17 protein-coding genes, 1 tRNA gene and 2 pseudogenes are annotated in these 15,182 nt (G+C 65.7%); 15 read left to right on the top strand and 5 right to left on the bottom strand.

Annotated elements, in window-relative coordinates; translation table 11 throughout:
- Window positions 1-344 precede the first annotated feature (344 nt).
- Window positions 345-476: pseudogene (locus tag AC3A3X_RS13710) on the top strand (IS3 family transposase); the annotation flags it as partial.
- A gap of 441 nt (window positions 477-917) precedes the next feature.
- Here the strand turns inward: AC3A3X_RS13710 and AC3A3X_RS13715 are convergent.
- Complete coding sequence (locus AC3A3X_RS13715) at window positions 918-1,970, bottom strand: phage integrase (protein ID WP_487583580.1); 1,053 nt, start codon at window positions 1,968-1,970, stop codon at window positions 918-920.
- A 95-nt stretch (window positions 1,971-2,065) separates the two neighbouring features.
- Between AC3A3X_RS13715 and dusA the strand changes: the two genes are divergently transcribed.
- The 5 genes from dusA to AC3A3X_RS13740 all read left to right on the top strand — a co-directional run bounded on the left by dusA (window position 2,066) and on the right by AC3A3X_RS13740 (window position 6,924).
- Window positions 2,066-3,082, top strand: a complete 1,017-nt coding sequence (dusA, locus tag AC3A3X_RS13720; RefSeq protein WP_487583581.1) for a tRNA dihydrouridine(20/20a) synthase DusA — start codon at window positions 2,066-2,068, stop codon at window positions 3,080-3,082.
- A gap of 96 nt (window positions 3,083-3,178) precedes the next feature.
- Window positions 3,179-4,090, top strand: coding sequence for an arginine deiminase-related protein (locus tag AC3A3X_RS13725; RefSeq protein WP_487583582.1), 912 nt, complete (start codon window positions 3,179-3,181; stop codon window positions 4,088-4,090).
- Window positions 4,091-4,232: 142 nt separating this feature from the next.
- Entirely contained in the window at window positions 4,233-4,616 is a 384-nt protein-coding gene (locus AC3A3X_RS13730) for a PepSY domain-containing protein (protein ID WP_487583583.1), read from the top strand.
- A 64-nt stretch (window positions 4,617-4,680) separates the two neighbouring features.
- Window positions 4,681-5,364, top strand: a complete 684-nt coding sequence (locus AC3A3X_RS13735) for a response regulator transcription factor (RefSeq protein ID WP_158733946.1) — start codon at window positions 4,681-4,683, stop codon at window positions 5,362-5,364.
- Window positions 5,365-5,526: 162 nt separating this feature from the next.
- Window positions 5,527-6,924, top strand: coding sequence for an ATP-binding protein (locus AC3A3X_RS13740; RefSeq protein ID WP_487583584.1), 1,398 nt, complete (start codon window positions 5,527-5,529; stop codon window positions 6,922-6,924).
- A gap of 64 nt (window positions 6,925-6,988) precedes the next feature.
- Here the strand turns inward: AC3A3X_RS13740 and AC3A3X_RS13745 are convergent.
- Window positions 6,989-7,796 (bottom strand): annotated as a pseudogene (locus AC3A3X_RS13745) (M90 family metallopeptidase).
- A gap of 808 nt (window positions 7,797-8,604) precedes the next feature.
- On the opposite strand from AC3A3X_RS13745, the gene birA reads away from it, so the two are divergent.
- The 4 genes from birA (at window position 8,605) to AC3A3X_RS13765 (ending at window position 11,232) form a co-directional block, all read left to right on the top strand.
- A complete protein-coding gene (gene birA / locus AC3A3X_RS13750) occupies window positions 8,605-9,624 on the top strand; it encodes a bifunctional biotin--[acetyl-CoA-carboxylase] ligase/biotin operon repressor BirA (RefSeq protein WP_487583585.1) in 1,020 nt (339 codons plus the stop codon).
- Window positions 9,621-10,361, top strand: a complete 741-nt coding sequence (locus AC3A3X_RS13755; RefSeq protein WP_487583586.1) for a type III pantothenate kinase — start codon at window positions 9,621-9,623, stop codon at window positions 10,359-10,361. Before birA ends, AC3A3X_RS13755 begins: the two co-directional genes overlap by 4 nt.
- Window positions 10,362-10,380: 19 nt before the next feature.
- Complete coding sequence (locus tag AC3A3X_RS13760) at window positions 10,381-11,106, top strand: SPOR domain-containing protein (RefSeq protein WP_487583587.1); 726 nt, start codon at window positions 10,381-10,383, stop codon at window positions 11,104-11,106.
- A gap of 50 nt (window positions 11,107-11,156) precedes the next feature.
- A tRNA-Thr gene (locus AC3A3X_RS13765) sits at window positions 11,157-11,232 on the top strand.
- 119 nt (window positions 11,233-11,351) lie between these two features.
- Here AC3A3X_RS13765 and AC3A3X_RS13770 read toward each other — a convergent pair.
- Together AC3A3X_RS13770 and AC3A3X_RS13775 are read right to left on the bottom strand one after the other, a co-directional pair.
- Complete coding sequence (locus tag AC3A3X_RS13770; RefSeq protein ID WP_487583598.1) at window positions 11,352-11,669, bottom strand: hypothetical protein; 318 nt, start codon at window positions 11,667-11,669, stop codon at window positions 11,352-11,354.
- Window positions 11,670-11,700: 31 nt separating this feature from the next.
- Window positions 11,701-11,844 (bottom strand): hypothetical protein, encoded by a 144-nt coding sequence (locus tag AC3A3X_RS13775; RefSeq protein ID WP_487583588.1) that lies wholly within the window; start codon window positions 11,842-11,844, stop codon window positions 11,701-11,703.
- Between the two features lie 138 nt (window positions 11,845-11,982).
- On the opposite strand from AC3A3X_RS13775, the gene AC3A3X_RS13780 reads away from it, so the two are divergent.
- Window positions 11,983-12,351, top strand: coding sequence for a hypothetical protein (locus tag AC3A3X_RS13780; RefSeq protein ID WP_487583589.1), 369 nt, complete (start codon window positions 11,983-11,985; stop codon window positions 12,349-12,351).
- A gap of 34 nt (window positions 12,352-12,385) precedes the next feature.
- On the top strand, window positions 12,386-12,811 hold the full coding sequence (locus tag AC3A3X_RS13785; protein ID WP_487583590.1) for a helix-turn-helix domain-containing protein: 426 nt from the start codon (window positions 12,386-12,388) through the stop codon (window positions 12,809-12,811).
- 69 nt (window positions 12,812-12,880) lie between these two features.
- Here AC3A3X_RS13785 and AC3A3X_RS13790 read toward each other — a convergent pair whose 3' ends face one another.
- Window positions 12,881-13,204 carry a hypothetical protein gene (locus tag AC3A3X_RS13790; RefSeq protein WP_487583591.1) on the bottom strand — a complete coding sequence of 108 codons (324 nt, stop codon included), beginning with the start codon at window positions 13,202-13,204 and terminating at the stop codon, window positions 12,881-12,883.
- A gap of 230 nt (window positions 13,205-13,434) precedes the next feature.
- Between AC3A3X_RS13790 and rocF the strand changes: the two genes are divergently transcribed.
- From rocF to AC3A3X_RS13805, 3 genes are all read left to right on the top strand, one after another.
- On the top strand, window positions 13,435-14,358 hold the full coding sequence (gene rocF / locus AC3A3X_RS13795) for an arginase (protein ID WP_487583592.1): 924 nt from the start codon (window positions 13,435-13,437) through the stop codon (window positions 14,356-14,358).
- A 138-nt stretch (window positions 14,359-14,496) separates the two neighbouring features.
- A complete protein-coding gene (locus tag AC3A3X_RS13800; RefSeq protein ID WP_487583593.1) occupies window positions 14,497-14,631 on the top strand; it encodes an entericidin A/B family lipoprotein in 135 nt (44 codons plus the stop codon).
- 212 nt (window positions 14,632-14,843) lie between these two features.
- Window positions 14,844-14,990: an entericidin A/B family lipoprotein gene (locus tag AC3A3X_RS13805; protein WP_487583594.1), complete on the top strand. Its 147-nt coding sequence runs from the start codon at window positions 14,844-14,846 to the stop codon at window positions 14,988-14,990.
- The last annotated feature ends 192 nt before the right edge of the window (window positions 14,991-15,182 follow it).

Below are 15,182 nucleotides of genomic sequence, written 5' to 3' on the forward strand. Positions count from 1 at the left end.
ATAGAGGTGACTATTTCAGATCTCCCGATCTCTGAGGACGATTTGCGAAAGCGCATTTCCGAGCTTACGGGCTATGAGTCAGGGTATGAGTTGAAAAGGCCATGCAGGTATGGAGATGGGTATCTGCTTCGTGTAGTTCCACCCAAGGAGCGTCGTCATGGCATATTCACCATATTGTTCGCGATCGACGCGGACGGGGAAATGCGGGTAGTTCCATCTCAGTAGGATGGTCGCTGGCAAGGTGCTCTGTGGGAGCGTGTTGAGCTGACCAGAAGCTTCAGGTCAGCTCACTCCCCATCGCGCTCCACGACGCAAGGCACTCAGCGAAGCAACTGAACCACCCAACGAAGGATGCCGCAAGGGCCGATGTGTTCGATTACATCGAGATGTTCCATAGCCCGAAACGCCGACACGGTTCAAATGGCGACGTGTCGCCTGTAGAGTTCGAACGGCGCTACGCGCAACGAGGGGCCTGAGTGTCTACGGAGTCCTGGGCGATTCACCCGACATCTACTGCGGCTCCTGCAAGACCGACCTTGAGTCGCAGCTATCTCAGGCAGTTTCGGAGAGGAGGCGCTACAAATGCGACGCTTGGGGATGGTAATCGTTCTGACAGCAACCGTCGGCTGTAGCAGGGCGGGCGAGTGCCAATCTAGCACTGGGGTTGATGAGAAGGTGCCAGTCAGCGTCCAAACTGAGCTGCAGAAGGACGGAATGACTGACTTCCAGTTGATAGATAAGGTCTCCTGTAACGATGAAATCTATTGGACAGCCATACCCTCCAGTGTTCCGCCAGATGTTCCGCGGCCGCCTGGATTGGGTCGTTTGGTGGTCTTGGACTTAAAGACTGGCACCGTCGCTGTTTACAAGGGGCAGTGAGTAAGAAGCCCCGCTGAGGCGGGGCTTCTTTGTGGGCCTTAGTCGCGGTGTAGGCTTTCAGGTCGGAGCTGTGTGTATCGTTTCAGCTCCTGCCAGCTTTCATGCAGTGTGACGGTGGCAACCTGTTCGATGCTGTAGCCCTGTTCGAACAATCGAGACGCCGCCTCGTGGCGTAGATCGTGGAAGTGAAGATCCTCGATCCCAAGCGCTACGCACGCTCGCCGAAAGGCTGTTCCTATCGAGTCCGGCTTGAAAGGAAAGATGCGCTGGCGCTCTTTGGTAGGCTGACGATCGACCAAGGCCCACATGGCTCCTAGTAGCGGGAAGCGCTTGTGATTTCCTTCCTTTGCGCGTGGGTGTTTTGCATCCCGAAGGACTGCGGTTCGGGTTGCCGTGTCCAGGTCCTCCCAAAGAAGTCTTGTGATTTCCCCCTCGCGCTTGGCGGTTCCGACAGCGAATTCGACTATGTCGGCCATCGGTAGTTTCATTCGCCAGGCATTGGCATTGAAGTGCGCCTTCAGCCTCGAGAGCTCCTCGCTGGTTGGGCGCCGGTTGCGTTTGACTGACTTCGCAACCAGTCTTACCAGGCGCAACGAAGGGCGTGCCTCGGCTACCGGGTCGTGGGGCAGGGTGAGCTTGCCCATCGACTTGGCCACTTTGAGCATTTCCGACAGATAGCCGAGCTCGACATTCATCGTGGCGCCGCTGCATGCCGGTACGCGGTGTCCGTCTTTGTTGATGTGCTCGCCCTGGCGCCTCTTCCTCGTGTGCTCAATGACATCTGCAGCTGTGAGCTTGCTGGCGATCTTGCCTCCCAACCCTTCCTTCACCCTCGACAGGTTTCCTCGCTGTGTGAGGCTGATCCGCTTCAGTTGGCCGACGTAGGTGCTGTACCAATCTACGAGCTCTGCGACGGTGGCCCCGTCATGTTCGGCGACGCCACGAGCTTCCTGGTCCGCCAGTTCGCGTTCTATCCGGTCCGCCCAGGTGCGGGCAGCGCTGTTAGTCGGAAAGGTTCTCGACTTGGGCGAAAAGCCTTTTCGGCGGACAATGGCTCTCCACCGATCGCCGCGCTGTTGGAAGGTCGCCATCGTTGTACCAATTTGAAGTGGTACACGAATGGTACAGCGAGGACGGGAATGGGCGGGAGAATCCGGGATGGCGCAGGATCAATCGAGAATCATAAGTGACTGTAGATAAACAGAAAACGTTGAATCCGCAGGCTATCCGATTGTCGGTTGCGCCCATGATGGACTGGACCGATAGTCACTGCCGAGTGTTCCACCGTCTGCTGGCCCCGCATGCGCGGCTGTACACCGAGATGGTGCACGCCAATGCGGTGATTCACGGCGATCGCCCGCGGCTGCTGGCGATGGATCCGATCGAGCACCCGGTGGCGCTGCAGCTCGGCGGTAGCGAGCCGGAGCTGCTGGCGCAGGCGGCGAAGATCGGTGCCGAGTGGGGGTTCGACGAGGTCAACCTCAACTGCGGTTGCCCGTCCGACCGCGTCCAGGCCGGACGCTTCGGCGCCTGCCTGATGCGTGAGCCGCGGCTGGTCGCCGACAGCGTCGCGGCGATGGTCGAAAGCTGCGAAGTGCCGGTGACGGTTAAGTGCCGGCTCGGCGTCGACGACGACCACGACTGGGACCACTTCCTTTCCTTCATCGATACCGTGGCCGATGCCGGTTGCCGCATGTTCGTCATCCATGCGCGCAATGCGTGGCTGAAAGGACTGTCGCCGAAGGAGAACCGCGAGGTGCCGCCGCTGCGTTACGACTGGGCCTACCAGCTCAAGCGCGAGCGGCCGCAACTGCAGGTTGTCGTCAACGGCGGCATCGCCGGGCAGGCCGAAGCCACCGCGCATCTGGAACACACCGACGGCGCGATGCTAGGTCGAGCCGCCTACCACGATCCGTACCTGCTGCATGAGCTCGACGTGGCCTGGTTCGGCGGCGAGGTGCGTAGCCGTGCCGAGCTGTTGCGGTCGATGCGGCCGTACATCGAGGACCAGCTGGCGCGCGGGGTTTACCTCAAGCACATCACGCGGCATCTGCTCGGGCTGTTCGCCGGCGAGCGTGGCGGCCGTGCGTTCCGCCAGGTGCTCAGCGAAGGAGCACACAAGCCGGGTGCGGACTGGTCGCTGATCGAGCAGGCGCTGGCATTGACCGAGTCGTTCGCGTCCATCGAGGCACAGGCTTCGTAGGAGCGAGCTTGCTCGCGATTTGTGACGCCGGATGGTATGGCGGCTGGGTCGCGAGCAAGCTCGCTCCTACAGTGGGACATCGGGCATGATCGGGGCATGATCAGTCGCGACATTTCCGCCTTCGTTGCCGTCGCCCGCACCACGCCCGCCGACTTCGGCCCCGCGACCGCGCGCGCCGCCTTCCTGGTCGCGCCGGACGGTTTCCGCCTCGCCGAGCAGTCCGCCGCCGACAACCGCTACATGGCAAACGCCGCCGGCTTCGATGCGGCCGGTGCCAGCGCCGAGCACCGCGAGCTGCATCGCGCGCTGTCGCAGGTGCTGCCGACGGTGTGCTTCGCCGGCGACCCGGAAACGCCCGACGCACTGTTCCCCAACAATGTCTTCGCCACCGCCGCAGGGCGCTACGTCGTCGGCCGCATGCGCCACCCGGTGCGCCAGCGCGAGGCCGAGCGCGGGGACATCCGCGCCTTCTTCGGCGGCGTGCTCGACTACGCCGAGATCGACCTGTCGACCCAGCCGCACCCGTGCGAACTGACCGGTGCACTGGTAATCGACCGTGCCCGCGGCCTCGGCTTCTGCGGGCTGTCCGAGCGCTGCGACGAAGCCGGTGCCCGCCTGATGCACGAGGCCCTCGGCCTGCGCGCGACCTTGATGTTCGACCTGGCACCCGGCGAGTACCACACCAATGTCGTGCTCGCGCTCCTGGCCGGACGCGCCGCGCTGGTGTGCGCCGGTGGTTTCGCCGATCCGGCGGTGGTCGAGGCCATCGTCGATCTGTACGCGCCGCACGCGCTGCAACTGTCCCCTGCCGAGCATGCAGCCTTCGCCGGCAATGCCATCGCCCTGTCCGATGACGCGGTGTGGATGAGCGCGCAGGCGGCTGCGGCCCTTGGCGGTCCCCATCGGGAAGCCCTGGCCGCCGCAGGCTTCGGCCTGCGCAGTGTCGGCCTGGATGCGATCGAAGCCGGCGGCGGATCGCTGCGCTGCTGCGTCGGCGAAATCTTCTGAGAGCCATTGGCAACGGTGGTCGGGCTGAATCCCGGCCATGGCGTGATGGAAAAGTTCAGACCGGATTCACCGCATCGTTCCGAGAATGCACTCTCGTCGCACGATCGTGCGATATTGCCCAGTTGAAGTCTCCGCTCCGAGCATGATGACGTTGATCCGCCGACCCTTCGCCCTGCTGCTGCTCGCCACCCTGGTGGTTGGAGGCGGCGACGCGTTGGCGCAGGACCGGGGTCAAGGTGGCGGTCGCGGCCAGGACCGTGGTGGTCAGGGCCAAGACCGCGGTGGCCAGGACCGGGGCCACAATCGCAGCGCCGATCGCCGGGAACTGTCCGATTCGGTACGCCGGGTCGAGCGCCGGACCGGCGGCCAGGTGCTGAGCGCGGAGCGGGTGCCGTACGATGGTCGCGATGTGAATCGCGTCAAGGTGGTCGATTCCAGCGGTCGGGTAAAGATCTACATGGATGACCCGCAGACACGTGACCGCGGCCGCGACCGTGACGAACCTACACGCCGCGACGACGACTGAACCGCCACGCTCTGGCCAGCCCGTCCGGGGAAGCGGCCGAGACACGACAGACATTGGAGTCCACATGCGAATTCTGCTGGTCGAAGACGAAGCTCCGCTGCGCGAGACCCTGGCAGCCCGCCTGAAGCGGGAAGGCTTCGCGGTCGATGCCGCCCAGGATGGCGAGGAAGGCCTCTACATGGGCCGCGAGGTACCGTTCGACCTGGGCATCATCGATCTGGGCCTGCCCAAGATGTCGGGCATGGAGTTGATCAAGGCGCTGCGCGACGAGGGCAAGAAGTTCCCGGTGCTGATCCTGACGGCGCGTTCGAGCTGGCAGGACAAGGTCGAAGGCCTCAAGCAGGGCGCCGACGATTACCTGGTCAAGCCCTTCCATATCGAGGAACTGCTGGCGCGCCTCAACGCCCTGGTGCGTCGCGCCGCCGGCTGGAGCAAGCCGACCCTGGAGTGCGGCCCGGTCGTGCTCGACCTTGCCGCGCAGACGGTCAGCGTCGCCGGCAGCAACGTCGACCTGACCAGCTACGAGTACAAGGTGCTCGAGTACCTGATGATGCACGCCGGCGAGCTGGTCTCGAAGGCCGACCTGACCGAGCACATCTACCAGCAGGACTTCGACCGCGACTCCAACGTGCTGGAGGTCTTCATCGGCCGCCTGCGCAAGAAGCTCGACCCGGACGGCGCGCTCAAGCCGATCGAGACCGTGCGCGGCCGCGGCTACCGCTTCGCCATCGCGCGCAGCGGGGACTGACCGGCCCCCGCACGCAACCGCTGACAGGCGTCTGATGACAGGGGCGCGCCGCGCCGCGGCGAGTGATCGCCAAGGCGCGGTAGCGTTAGTACGCTTGCGGCGCATGCCGACGATCGCCATCGCCATGACCTTCCCGCCCGCGCCGACGCCGGGTCCGCAGCCATGAGCTGGGGACAGCCGCGTTCGTTGCAGGCCCGGCAGCTGCTGGGCGCCAGCCTCGGACTGATCGCCTTCCTGGCGCTGGCCGGTTACGCGCTCGACCGCGCCTTCCTGGAAACGGCCGAAAGCAACATGCGCCAGCGCCTGCGCAGCCTGGCGCTGGCCTACGTTGCCGGCGGCGAGTTCGCCCGCAACGGCGAGTTCATCCCGCCCTACGAAACGGTCGACCCGCGCCTGGACCGGCCCGGCAGCGGCCTGTACGCCGAGGTGATCCTGCCCAACGGGCACTGGGACTCGGCCTCGGCGCAGGGCCCGTCCCTGCCGGCCGGGCAGATGCTGGAGGCCAACCAGGAGGACTTCGAAGGCCCGCTGCCGATCACCGAGATCAACGGCCAGCCCGGCGAGGCCTACCGCTATGGTCGCGGCCTGATCTGGAGCGCCGGCGGCGATGCCAAGTCGGAGTTCCCGTACACCATCTACATCCTCGAAGACACCACCGCGTTGAGCCGCCAGGTCAGCGTGTTCCGCCAGGCGTTGTGGCGTTACCTGGGCGGCGCCGGCTTCATCCTGATGCTGTTGCAGGCCGTGGTGCTGCGCTGGAGCCTGCGTCCGCTGCGGCGCGTGATCGACGAACTCAAGAAGGTGCAGCGCGGCGTCGCATCGCGCATGAGCGGACGCCACCCGCGCGAGCTCGAACCGCTTACCGAAAGCATCAATGCCTTCATCGAGAGCGAGCGCGAAAACCTCGACCGCCAGCGCAATACGCTGGCCGACCTCGCCCACAGCCTGAAAACACCGCTGGCGGTGTTGCGTGCGCGTGCCGGCGAGGACATCTCCGCCGAGGAACTGCGCGAGGAAGTCGACGCCCAGGTGCGACGCATGAGCGACCTGGTGTCGTACCAGCTGGCACGCGCGGCGCGGTCGGGCCACATGCTGTTTGCCGCGCCGCTGGAAATCGAAACGTATGCCGACCAGATCGTGCGCAGCCTGGAGAAGATCTACGCCGCCAAGGGCGTGCTGTGCGAGTTCGATATCGAGGAAGGCGTGAAGTTCTACGGCGAGCCGGGCGACCTGCAGGAAGTGCTCGGCAACCTGATCGAGAACGCGTTCAAGTGGGCGCACACGCGCGTGTTGCTCACCGCCAAGCGCGGCGAGATCGCGCCCAACCGCCGCCCCGGCCTGCTGCTCGCCGTCGACGACGACGGCCCGGGCGTGCCGGAGGACAAGATCGATCTGGTGCTGCAGCGTGGCGTGCGCGGCGACGAGCGAGTGCAGGGCCACGGCATCGGCCTGGCGACCGTGCAGGACGTGGTGCGCAGCTACCGCGGCACGCTCGACGTCAGCCGTTCGCAGGAACTGGGCGGCGCCCGCTTCGAAGTAGTGCTGCCGCCGGGCCTGTAGGAGCGAGCTTGCTCGCGATCAGGCGACCATCAGGGCGTGAGGGGGATCGCGAGCAAGCTCGCTCCTACGCGAAGGGCGAGGGGCCGTAGAACCTGCGCATGTGCGCCGCCACTTCCGGCATCTCTGCCTCGAGCAATTGCGGATCGCTGAAGTGGTACTCGGTGGCGACGGCGAAAAATTCTTCCGGCGCTTCGGCCGCATAACCATCGATGGCGGTTTCCTCACCGGCATCCACGCGCGCGGCAAAGGCGTCGTACGCCGCCTGGAAATCGCGCGCCCATTCGCGCTGCCAGGGGCGCGGCAGCGGCGGCGTGCCATCGAGCAGGCCGTCGAGCACGTCGATCTTGTGCGCCATCTCGTGCGCCGCCACGCAGAATCCCGCGCGCGGGTCTTCGCAATCGGCGGCGACATCGGCCCACGACAGGATCACCGGGCCGGCTTCCCAGGCTTCGCCGATCAGATCGTCCTGCCACTCGTGCAACACGCCGGCGGCATCGACGTGGCTGCGGTTCACGCGAAAGGCATCGGGGTAGACGATCAGTTGAGACCAGCCGCGCAGGCCTTCGGCGCCGAACTCGATCAGCGGCAGGCAGCACAGCGCGGCGAGCATGCAGCACTGGACCGGGTCCAGCACCAGCTCGCCGATCGGGCTGATGGTCTTCTCGTGGAGGAAGCGCGCGGTGAGTTCACGCAGGCGCGCTTCGCGTTCGGGATCGAGCCTGGACAACCACGGAACGCGCGCGCGGGTATCCAGCCAGAGCGCGTCGGGGACCGTGTCAGGGGAGGGCCAGAGGCGTCGGAACAGGCTCAGCAAGGGCGGGTAGAGCGGACGCCGTGCTTAGCGGAACATGCCCGGCAGGAAGCTGTGCCAGCGCGGCGACTGGATGCGGGCATTGCTGCCGGCGGCGTCGCTGTGCAGGGCCGGCTTGGCCTTGGTCGCCCGCGCCGCCGGTGCTGCAGCACGCGCCTCGGGGCGTGCTGCTTCGCGCTCCATCGCGATCGATTCCGGGCAGCTGCCGCTGTTGGCGGAGCTGAGCTTGATCTCGCGCGCAGCCGAAGTCGAGCTGGCGACCACGATCAGCAGGCACAGGCAGATCCGGAACATGACGGATTCCTCGGACGGGCCTGAGGCCAACGGCTTCAGGCAATATCGGAATATAGCGCGAAAACGGTGGGTCGTTCTGGCCGTTGGGCGGCCGGTGCCGTGGTGCATTGCAGCAACTCTCCTTGTGCTCACTGCCGAAACGGATACAGCCTCTGGTCCTTCACCGGGGCAGACCCCCGGGCGATGCTGCATGGCTATCTTCTCTTATCGATGCAGTCCAGGGGCGGATGGTTGCAACCGCTCGGCGCGCCGGGGCGTCGTCCTGCCGATTCGGTGCCCGGTCCGACCGCATTCCACCGGTGTCGAAGGGGCGGGAGCGGCCAGCTCCCCCCCGACGCGGCTGCCCAGGCCAGGCCCCTTCGACACCGGCATCCTCGGATACGGCCCGATGTACCGATGCCGGCCACGAGCCGATGGCATCGGTTCAGTCGGCGAGCGCCTGACGCCGGGCTTGCGGCCTCGCGCATAATTCGCCGCATGACGCGTGCCCTTCGCCCGCAACCGCGCCTGCGGTTGTTCCTCCCGTTGTCACTGCCCGCCGGCCGCCAACGCTCCGGACGCCCGGAGCGCGGCTGATGGATGACCGCGCCTTGCTGCAGCGGCTGATGGCCGGGCCGGCTTCGGGCGACGCCCTGGCGCAGGCCAGCGGCCAGACCCGGGCGGCGGTCTGGAAGCGCATCGAAGCGCTGCGTGAGGCCGGAATCGCGATCGAAGCCCAGGCCGGGCGAGGCTATCGGCTGGCACAACCGATCGACCTGCTCGATGCGGCCGCGATCCGCTCGCAGCTGCCGGCCGAGGCCCGTTCGGCGCTGGCAGGGCTGGAAACGGCCTGGACGATCGACTCGACCAATTCCGAGCTGCTGCGCCGGCCCACGCCGGAGCACGGCGCCCTGGTGCTGCTGGCCGAGCGCCAGAGCGGTGGGCGCGGGCGTCGCGGCCGCGAATGGGCGTCGCCGCTGGCCGCGCATCTGTATCTGTCGCTCGCCCGCCAGTTTGGCGGCGGCCTGTCCCGCCTCGGTGGCCTGAGCCTGGTCGCCGGCATTGCCGCGGCCGAAGCCATGCAGGACTCGGGCTTTGCCGGCGTGCGCCTGAAATGGCCCAACGACCTGGTGGTGGTCGATCCCGACGGCGCGCTGCGCAAGCTCGGCGGGATACTGGTCGAAGGCGGAGGCGAGCACGCCGGACCGGTGCGCGCGGTGATCGGACTGGGCATCAACGTGCGCATGCCAGCGGCCGTGGCCGCGCAGATCGACCAGCCCTGGTGCGACCTGGCCTCGCTGGCAACGCTGTCGCTCGCCACGACGCCACCGGATCGAAATGCCCTGGCCGCAGCCGTGCTGGCGCGATTGCTGCAGGCGCTGGAAGAATTCGATGCGATCGGGCTGGCCGCTTTCAGCGCACGCTACGCCGCGCTCGATGCACTGGCCGGGCAGGATGTGAGCGTGCATGGCGCCATGGCGACCGTGCACGGCACGGCGCTGGGCCTGGCCGATGATGGCGCCCTGCGGGTGCGCCTGGACAATGGCGAGGAACGGCATTTCCATGCCGGTGAAGTCAGCGTGCGCCGCGGCGCAGGACAAGGGGACGGGGTATGACGGCGTGGTTGTTCGACCTGGGCAATACCCGGCTGAAGTGCGCGCCGCTTCGGGCCGACGGACGTGCCGGCGACGCGGTCGCCCTGCCGCACCGCGAGGACGACGTGGCCGCCGCACTGGCCGAACTTCTGCCCGAGCGCATCGACGTCGCCTACCTGGCCAGCGTCGCCCATCCGGCGCTGCGGGTTGCGGTGCTCGATGCGCTGACCGCGCGCTGCCGGCGCATCTCCCTGGCCCGCACGCAGATTCAATTCGGCACGGTACGAATTGCCTACGCCGACCCGCGCAAGCTCGGCGTCGACCGGTTCCTGGCGCTGCTGGCGGCCCATGCCCGCATCAGCGACTCCGCGCTGGTTTGCGGTGTCGGCACCGCCCTCACCATCGACCTCATCGACGCCGATGGCCGCCATCTCGGCGGACGCATCGCGCCCTCGCCGACACTGATGCGCGAAGCGCTGCACGAACGCGCGCCGCAGCTGCCGCAAAGCGGTGGCGACTACATCGACTTCGCCAGCGACACCGAGGACGCGCTGGCCTCCGGCTGCGACGGCGCCGCGCTGGCGCTGATCGAGCGCAGCCTCGATGCGGCGCGCCAGCGCCTGGGCCGCGCCCCGCAACTGCTACTGCACGGCGGCGGCGCCGAAGCACTGGCTGCCCACCTGTCGAACGCGACCCAGGTCGCAACCCTCGTGCTCGAAGGCCTGGCGCAATGGGCCGGCGCCGAAAGCGCGCCTTGAGCCGACTAGAATCCGATCCATGCTGATACGCGCCCTGGTCGTCCTGCTGATCGTGCTCAATCTCGGTGTCGCCGCGTGGTGGATGCTGCGCGCGCCGCCGCCGTCACCGTCTGCGATCGAGCAACCGCTGGGCGTGGCACGCCTGCAACTGGCCAGTGAAGTGCAGCCGCCGGCCAGGCCGGCTCCCGCGGCGGTATCGGCCGATGCGAAGGCACCGGTTGCGGCGCCTGCCCCGGCAGTGGCGCCGCCCAAGGACGTCGACGCGCCGAAGGTGGCTGCCGTCATGCCTGCGCAGTGCTACAGCTTCGGCCCGTTCTCCGACGCTGCCACGGCCAAGAACGCGCATGAAGTGCTGATGGCGGTGGCGACCCGGGTGGTTCCGCGCGAAACGCGCACCGGGACGACGCGCGGCTACCGTGTGCTGCTGCCGGCGGCGGCCAGCCTGGCCGACGCGCAGGCCACCGCCCAGCGCATTTCCGCCGCCGGCTTTGGCGACTACTTCATCGTCCGCGAAGGCAGCGAAGCCAACTCGATCGCGCTCGGTCGCTACCGCAGCGAGGAATCGGCCAACCGCCGCGCCCAGTCGCTGGTGGCGGCAGGCTTCCCCGCGCGCGCCGAACCGCTCGGCGAAGGCCGCGCTACCTATTGGCTCGACCTGGTACCGGGCCCATCGTTCGACACTGCCCGCGCGCAGGCCGCCGTGCAGGTCGCACCGCGCCCGCTCGACTGCGCACGCCTGCAATGAACGACGACGCAAGCACGCGACTCGCCACGACAGGCTAGAATGCGAGCCTTGCCGGCATAGCTCAGTTGGTAGAGCAACCGCCTTGTAAGCGGTAGGTCGTCAGTTCGATTCTGACTGCCGGCACCAGGATCCGGATTCACTTGATCCGAGTCGTTTCAGTGAATAATCAAAAACCCCGCTGACGCGGGTTTTTTGATGTGGATGCGGCCTGCAAGCGGAATGCGGCCGACGACGCGGATGACTATTCAGTTGTAGCCGCGGCTGCGCCTACTGACCCGGCCGACGACTTTGTCGCCTTGGACGGAGTGGCACGGAGCGCATTGTTGGCGGACTTTGCAACCTTCTTGCAGTTCCTGATCGATGGGTTTCGCGAAGATCAGGCGATAGGCTCGCCAGACAATGCCGTTGGTCAGCAGCACCCAGTCCACGTCCTGATTTGCGGCGTAGTCGATAGCCTGCTTGACGTGCTGATCCTTCAGATCGAGGCCGATGGCCTTGACCTCGATCAGCGTCTGCAGCTGTGTGTCGATCTTGATGGCGAGGTCGCAGAACGTGCCCCGGATCGAATGCTCGGAAGTGACGTCCGAGTATTTGTCAGCCGAATACGTCGGCGAGCATGTCTTTGATGATCGTTACCGCTTCGCCGACGTCCCGCGTCCTGGCCGCGGTCAAGATCGGTTGATAGCGCTTGATGCCGGCGATGAGGCGCTCTGAGACCTTCTTCGGAACTGCGGCCAAACGTCCCCCTGTGGCCAGCCCCCCCGTCCGGCGTACGTCAGGAACGGTGCAAGCCTAACCCATTGAACGTAAAGGGCTGCGGCTTCGCTGGCTCACACATCATTGCCACTATTGAAGACTGCGTCACGAACCTGGACCATGAAGTCGTTGCGTCGAACTATCAAATTGATAGGATGTCAAAGCGGGTGGCCAGTGACGGTTGGCAAATTCAGGACCACAGCAGGTCAGCTGCAATCGCGAGTTCACGCTGCAGCGCAGAGCTCTTCCAACGTGGTGTTCATCCCGCCTCCGCGTAAGAAGAGCATGGCTGGGATGATGCTGTTTCAACAGGTCATGTCCTGTCTGAGAACAGGAAACATTGTTGGCAAACCCAAGCTCACGGAAGATGGCTTGTGGGAATTTCGTATGGAACGATTTGCGGCCAATCAATGGTTCTCGCTGAAAGTTGCGGTCTCCGTGGACGGAGCCCGCATCGTCAAAATCCATGCAATCCTTCTGGAGGAATGAAATGTATCGGTACACAGGCAGTGGCCTGCCTAACGTGTTCCTGAAAAATGGCTACGAACTCGTCGATACACCTTATGGAAAAGGTGTCACGATCCATGATCTTGATGGCTTGCATGACGCCTTGGGGGAGGCGATCGTGTGTAGCCCTGAGCCGCTGGTTGGGCATGAAGTTCGATTCTTGCGTTGCGAACTGGATCTGTCACAAGCGGCGCTTGGCGGCCTGCTTGGGTGCAATGAACAATCCGTCGCCCGTTGGGAGAAGGGTCGAAGCAAGCAGGTCAACGCACCAGCTGAGCGCCTTTTGCGCGCGCTCTACAAAGAGGCAAAGCTGGGTGACAGGAAACTGGCGCCGCTATTGAAGTCCTTGCAGGATCTGGAAAGCACGCCCCCAGCGCCTCGAAAGTTCGTTGCAAGTGAGCGAAAGGCCAACTGGAGCGCCAAAGCCGAAGCAATGGTGTAGTTGGCAGCAATCCAGCATCTCGGAAGCCCGCCGCATGGCGGGCTTCTTTGTTGACCAGCTGCGCGGCGATCAGGTCCGACGGTACAGCAGCGTCCTGCAACGCTCGAACGCAGGTCGCAGGACCTTTTCGCGCCAGTCCGCTGTCGACGGGAAGACTGCGATCATCGCCTGCTCGAGCTGTTCGAATCCGGGCTGTTCTTCACTGACGTGGATGCCGTGTCCGTTGCACGTGAACTCCAGGAATGCCTCGTCAGTGGTCAGCAGGTCGATCTTGTAGCCCTGGATGTCGGAGACTGCCTGCCAGGCGACGAAGGCCGGGCCAACCGTGAAGCCGAAGGCAGTGACAACGATTGCGGGGCGCTCGGCCTTCGACGTTCTGGACAGGCGGTCCATTAGATTCGAGATGGTTCCCATGCACCCGTCCCGGTCTGGTCCAGGCCGGATGATAGGCAAACGCGAGCCGCCGCATTTCCGCTGTGCGGGAGCCGGGAACGACGAAGGTCTAAACTCGGCATGAGCAATCGCCGACGGCTGGCGCAAGGTCAGTCGACCAATCCAACCAAATCAACCGCTTATGTCGACAGCGCAGCGTCGACGGAGGCACCAGACAGGAACGTCACAGCATGAGTCGCAGCTATCCCGGGGTTTCGCTGATCGGTGCACCGACCGACGTGGGTGCAGGGCACCGCGGTGCGCGGCTCGGGCCCGAAGCCCTGCGCATTGCCGGCATCGGCGAGGCGCTGGTCAAGCGCGGCGTCGAGGTGATCGATCGCGGCAATCTCGATGGTCCGCGCAATCCCTGGCAGAAGCCGGTCGAGGGTTACCGCCACCTGGCGGAAGTCGTCGCCTGGAATCGCGCGGTGATGGACGCGGTGGCCGCCGAGCTCGCCGACGGCCGTCTGCCGATCCTGCTCGGCGGCGACCATTGCCTCGGCCTGGGGTCGATCACTGCCGTCGCGCAGCACTGTCGCCAGACCGGCAAGCAGTTGCGCGTGCTCTGGCTCGATGCGCATGCCGACTTCAACACCAGCCAGGTCACGCCGTCGGGCAACGTCCACGGCATGCCGGTGGCGTGCCTGTGCGGGCTCGGGCCCGATGCGCTGACTCGCCTGGGCGGCGAAGCGCCGGCGCTGCGTCCGGACGAGATCCGCCAGATCGGCATCCGCTCGGTCGACGAAGGCGAAAAACGCCTGGTCCGGCAATACGGCCTGGACGTGTACGACATGCGCTACATCGACGAGATCGGCATGAAGCGGGTGATGGAGGAGGCGCTGGAAGGCGTCGACGAGAACACCCACCTGCACGTCAGCTTCGACGTCGATTTCCTCGACCCGAGCATCGCCCCGGGCGTGGGCACCACCGTGCCGGGCGGTCCGAACTACCGCGAGGCGCAGCTGGTGATGGAGATGATCGCCGACACCGGGCGCATGGCCTCGCTGGATATCGTCGAGCTCAACCCGATCATCGACAAGCGCAACCGCACCGCCCGCCTGGCGGTGGACCTGGTCGAGAGCCTGTTTGGCAAGTCGACCCTGATGCGCGACTGAGCCGGCTCGCCCGGCGGCCGGCGCCGGCAGCTGAATTGTGGCTGACATCGCCGCGCCCCGGCCTGCCGGGAGCGTGGTGCGGCGCCCGCGTCGCCGTGCCATTCTTATGCCACCACTGCCAACGTCCCCGGGGACCCGATGAAACGCTTTGCCGCAATGCTCCTGCTCGCCACCCTGTCGCTGGCCCTGCTCAGCGCCTGCAACACCATGGAAGGACTCGGCAAAGACGTCCAGAAGCTCGGCCAGAAGGTCGAGGACAAGGCCGGCAACTAAGCGCGGACCGGCCCGCCGTTGCCCGCGAACCTCCTCGAAGGCCGGCTTGTCCGGCCTTCGTGCCATCCGGGCCCGATGGCTGGCGCCTGAATCGGGAGCGGTAACTTTCGCCCGTATCCACCCCGGCTTCACATGGTCTCGCGTCAGATGGATTCACGGCACGCGGCTTTGAGTGCGTGTCCTTATGCTTTCCATGATCCGAGGAGACTTCCATGAAGCGCTTGATGGCCCTGTTGCTGCTCGCCCTGTTCTCGATGGGCACCCTGTCCGCTTGCAACACCGTGGCGGGCGCCGGTAAGGACGTGAAGGGAGCTGGTGAGAAGGTCGAAGATGCCGCTTGCAAGGACGGAAAGTGCTGATCGTCCGGTGCGATTGCCAGCGCAATTGGTGAGCAGGAAAGGCCGGAGCAATCCGGCCTTTTCCTTTTTCTGTGGGCACTCGTTGGGCTTGCGTCTGCGGAAAGGCGTCGTCCGGCGGGCCGGGGATTGCTCCGCCCCTTAGTCGGACATCCTGTCCGAATGCGGGGCGTGGGCCATCCATGGCCCACTGCT

The organism is Lysobacter sp. Soil_N_23, from assembly GCF_057656135.1.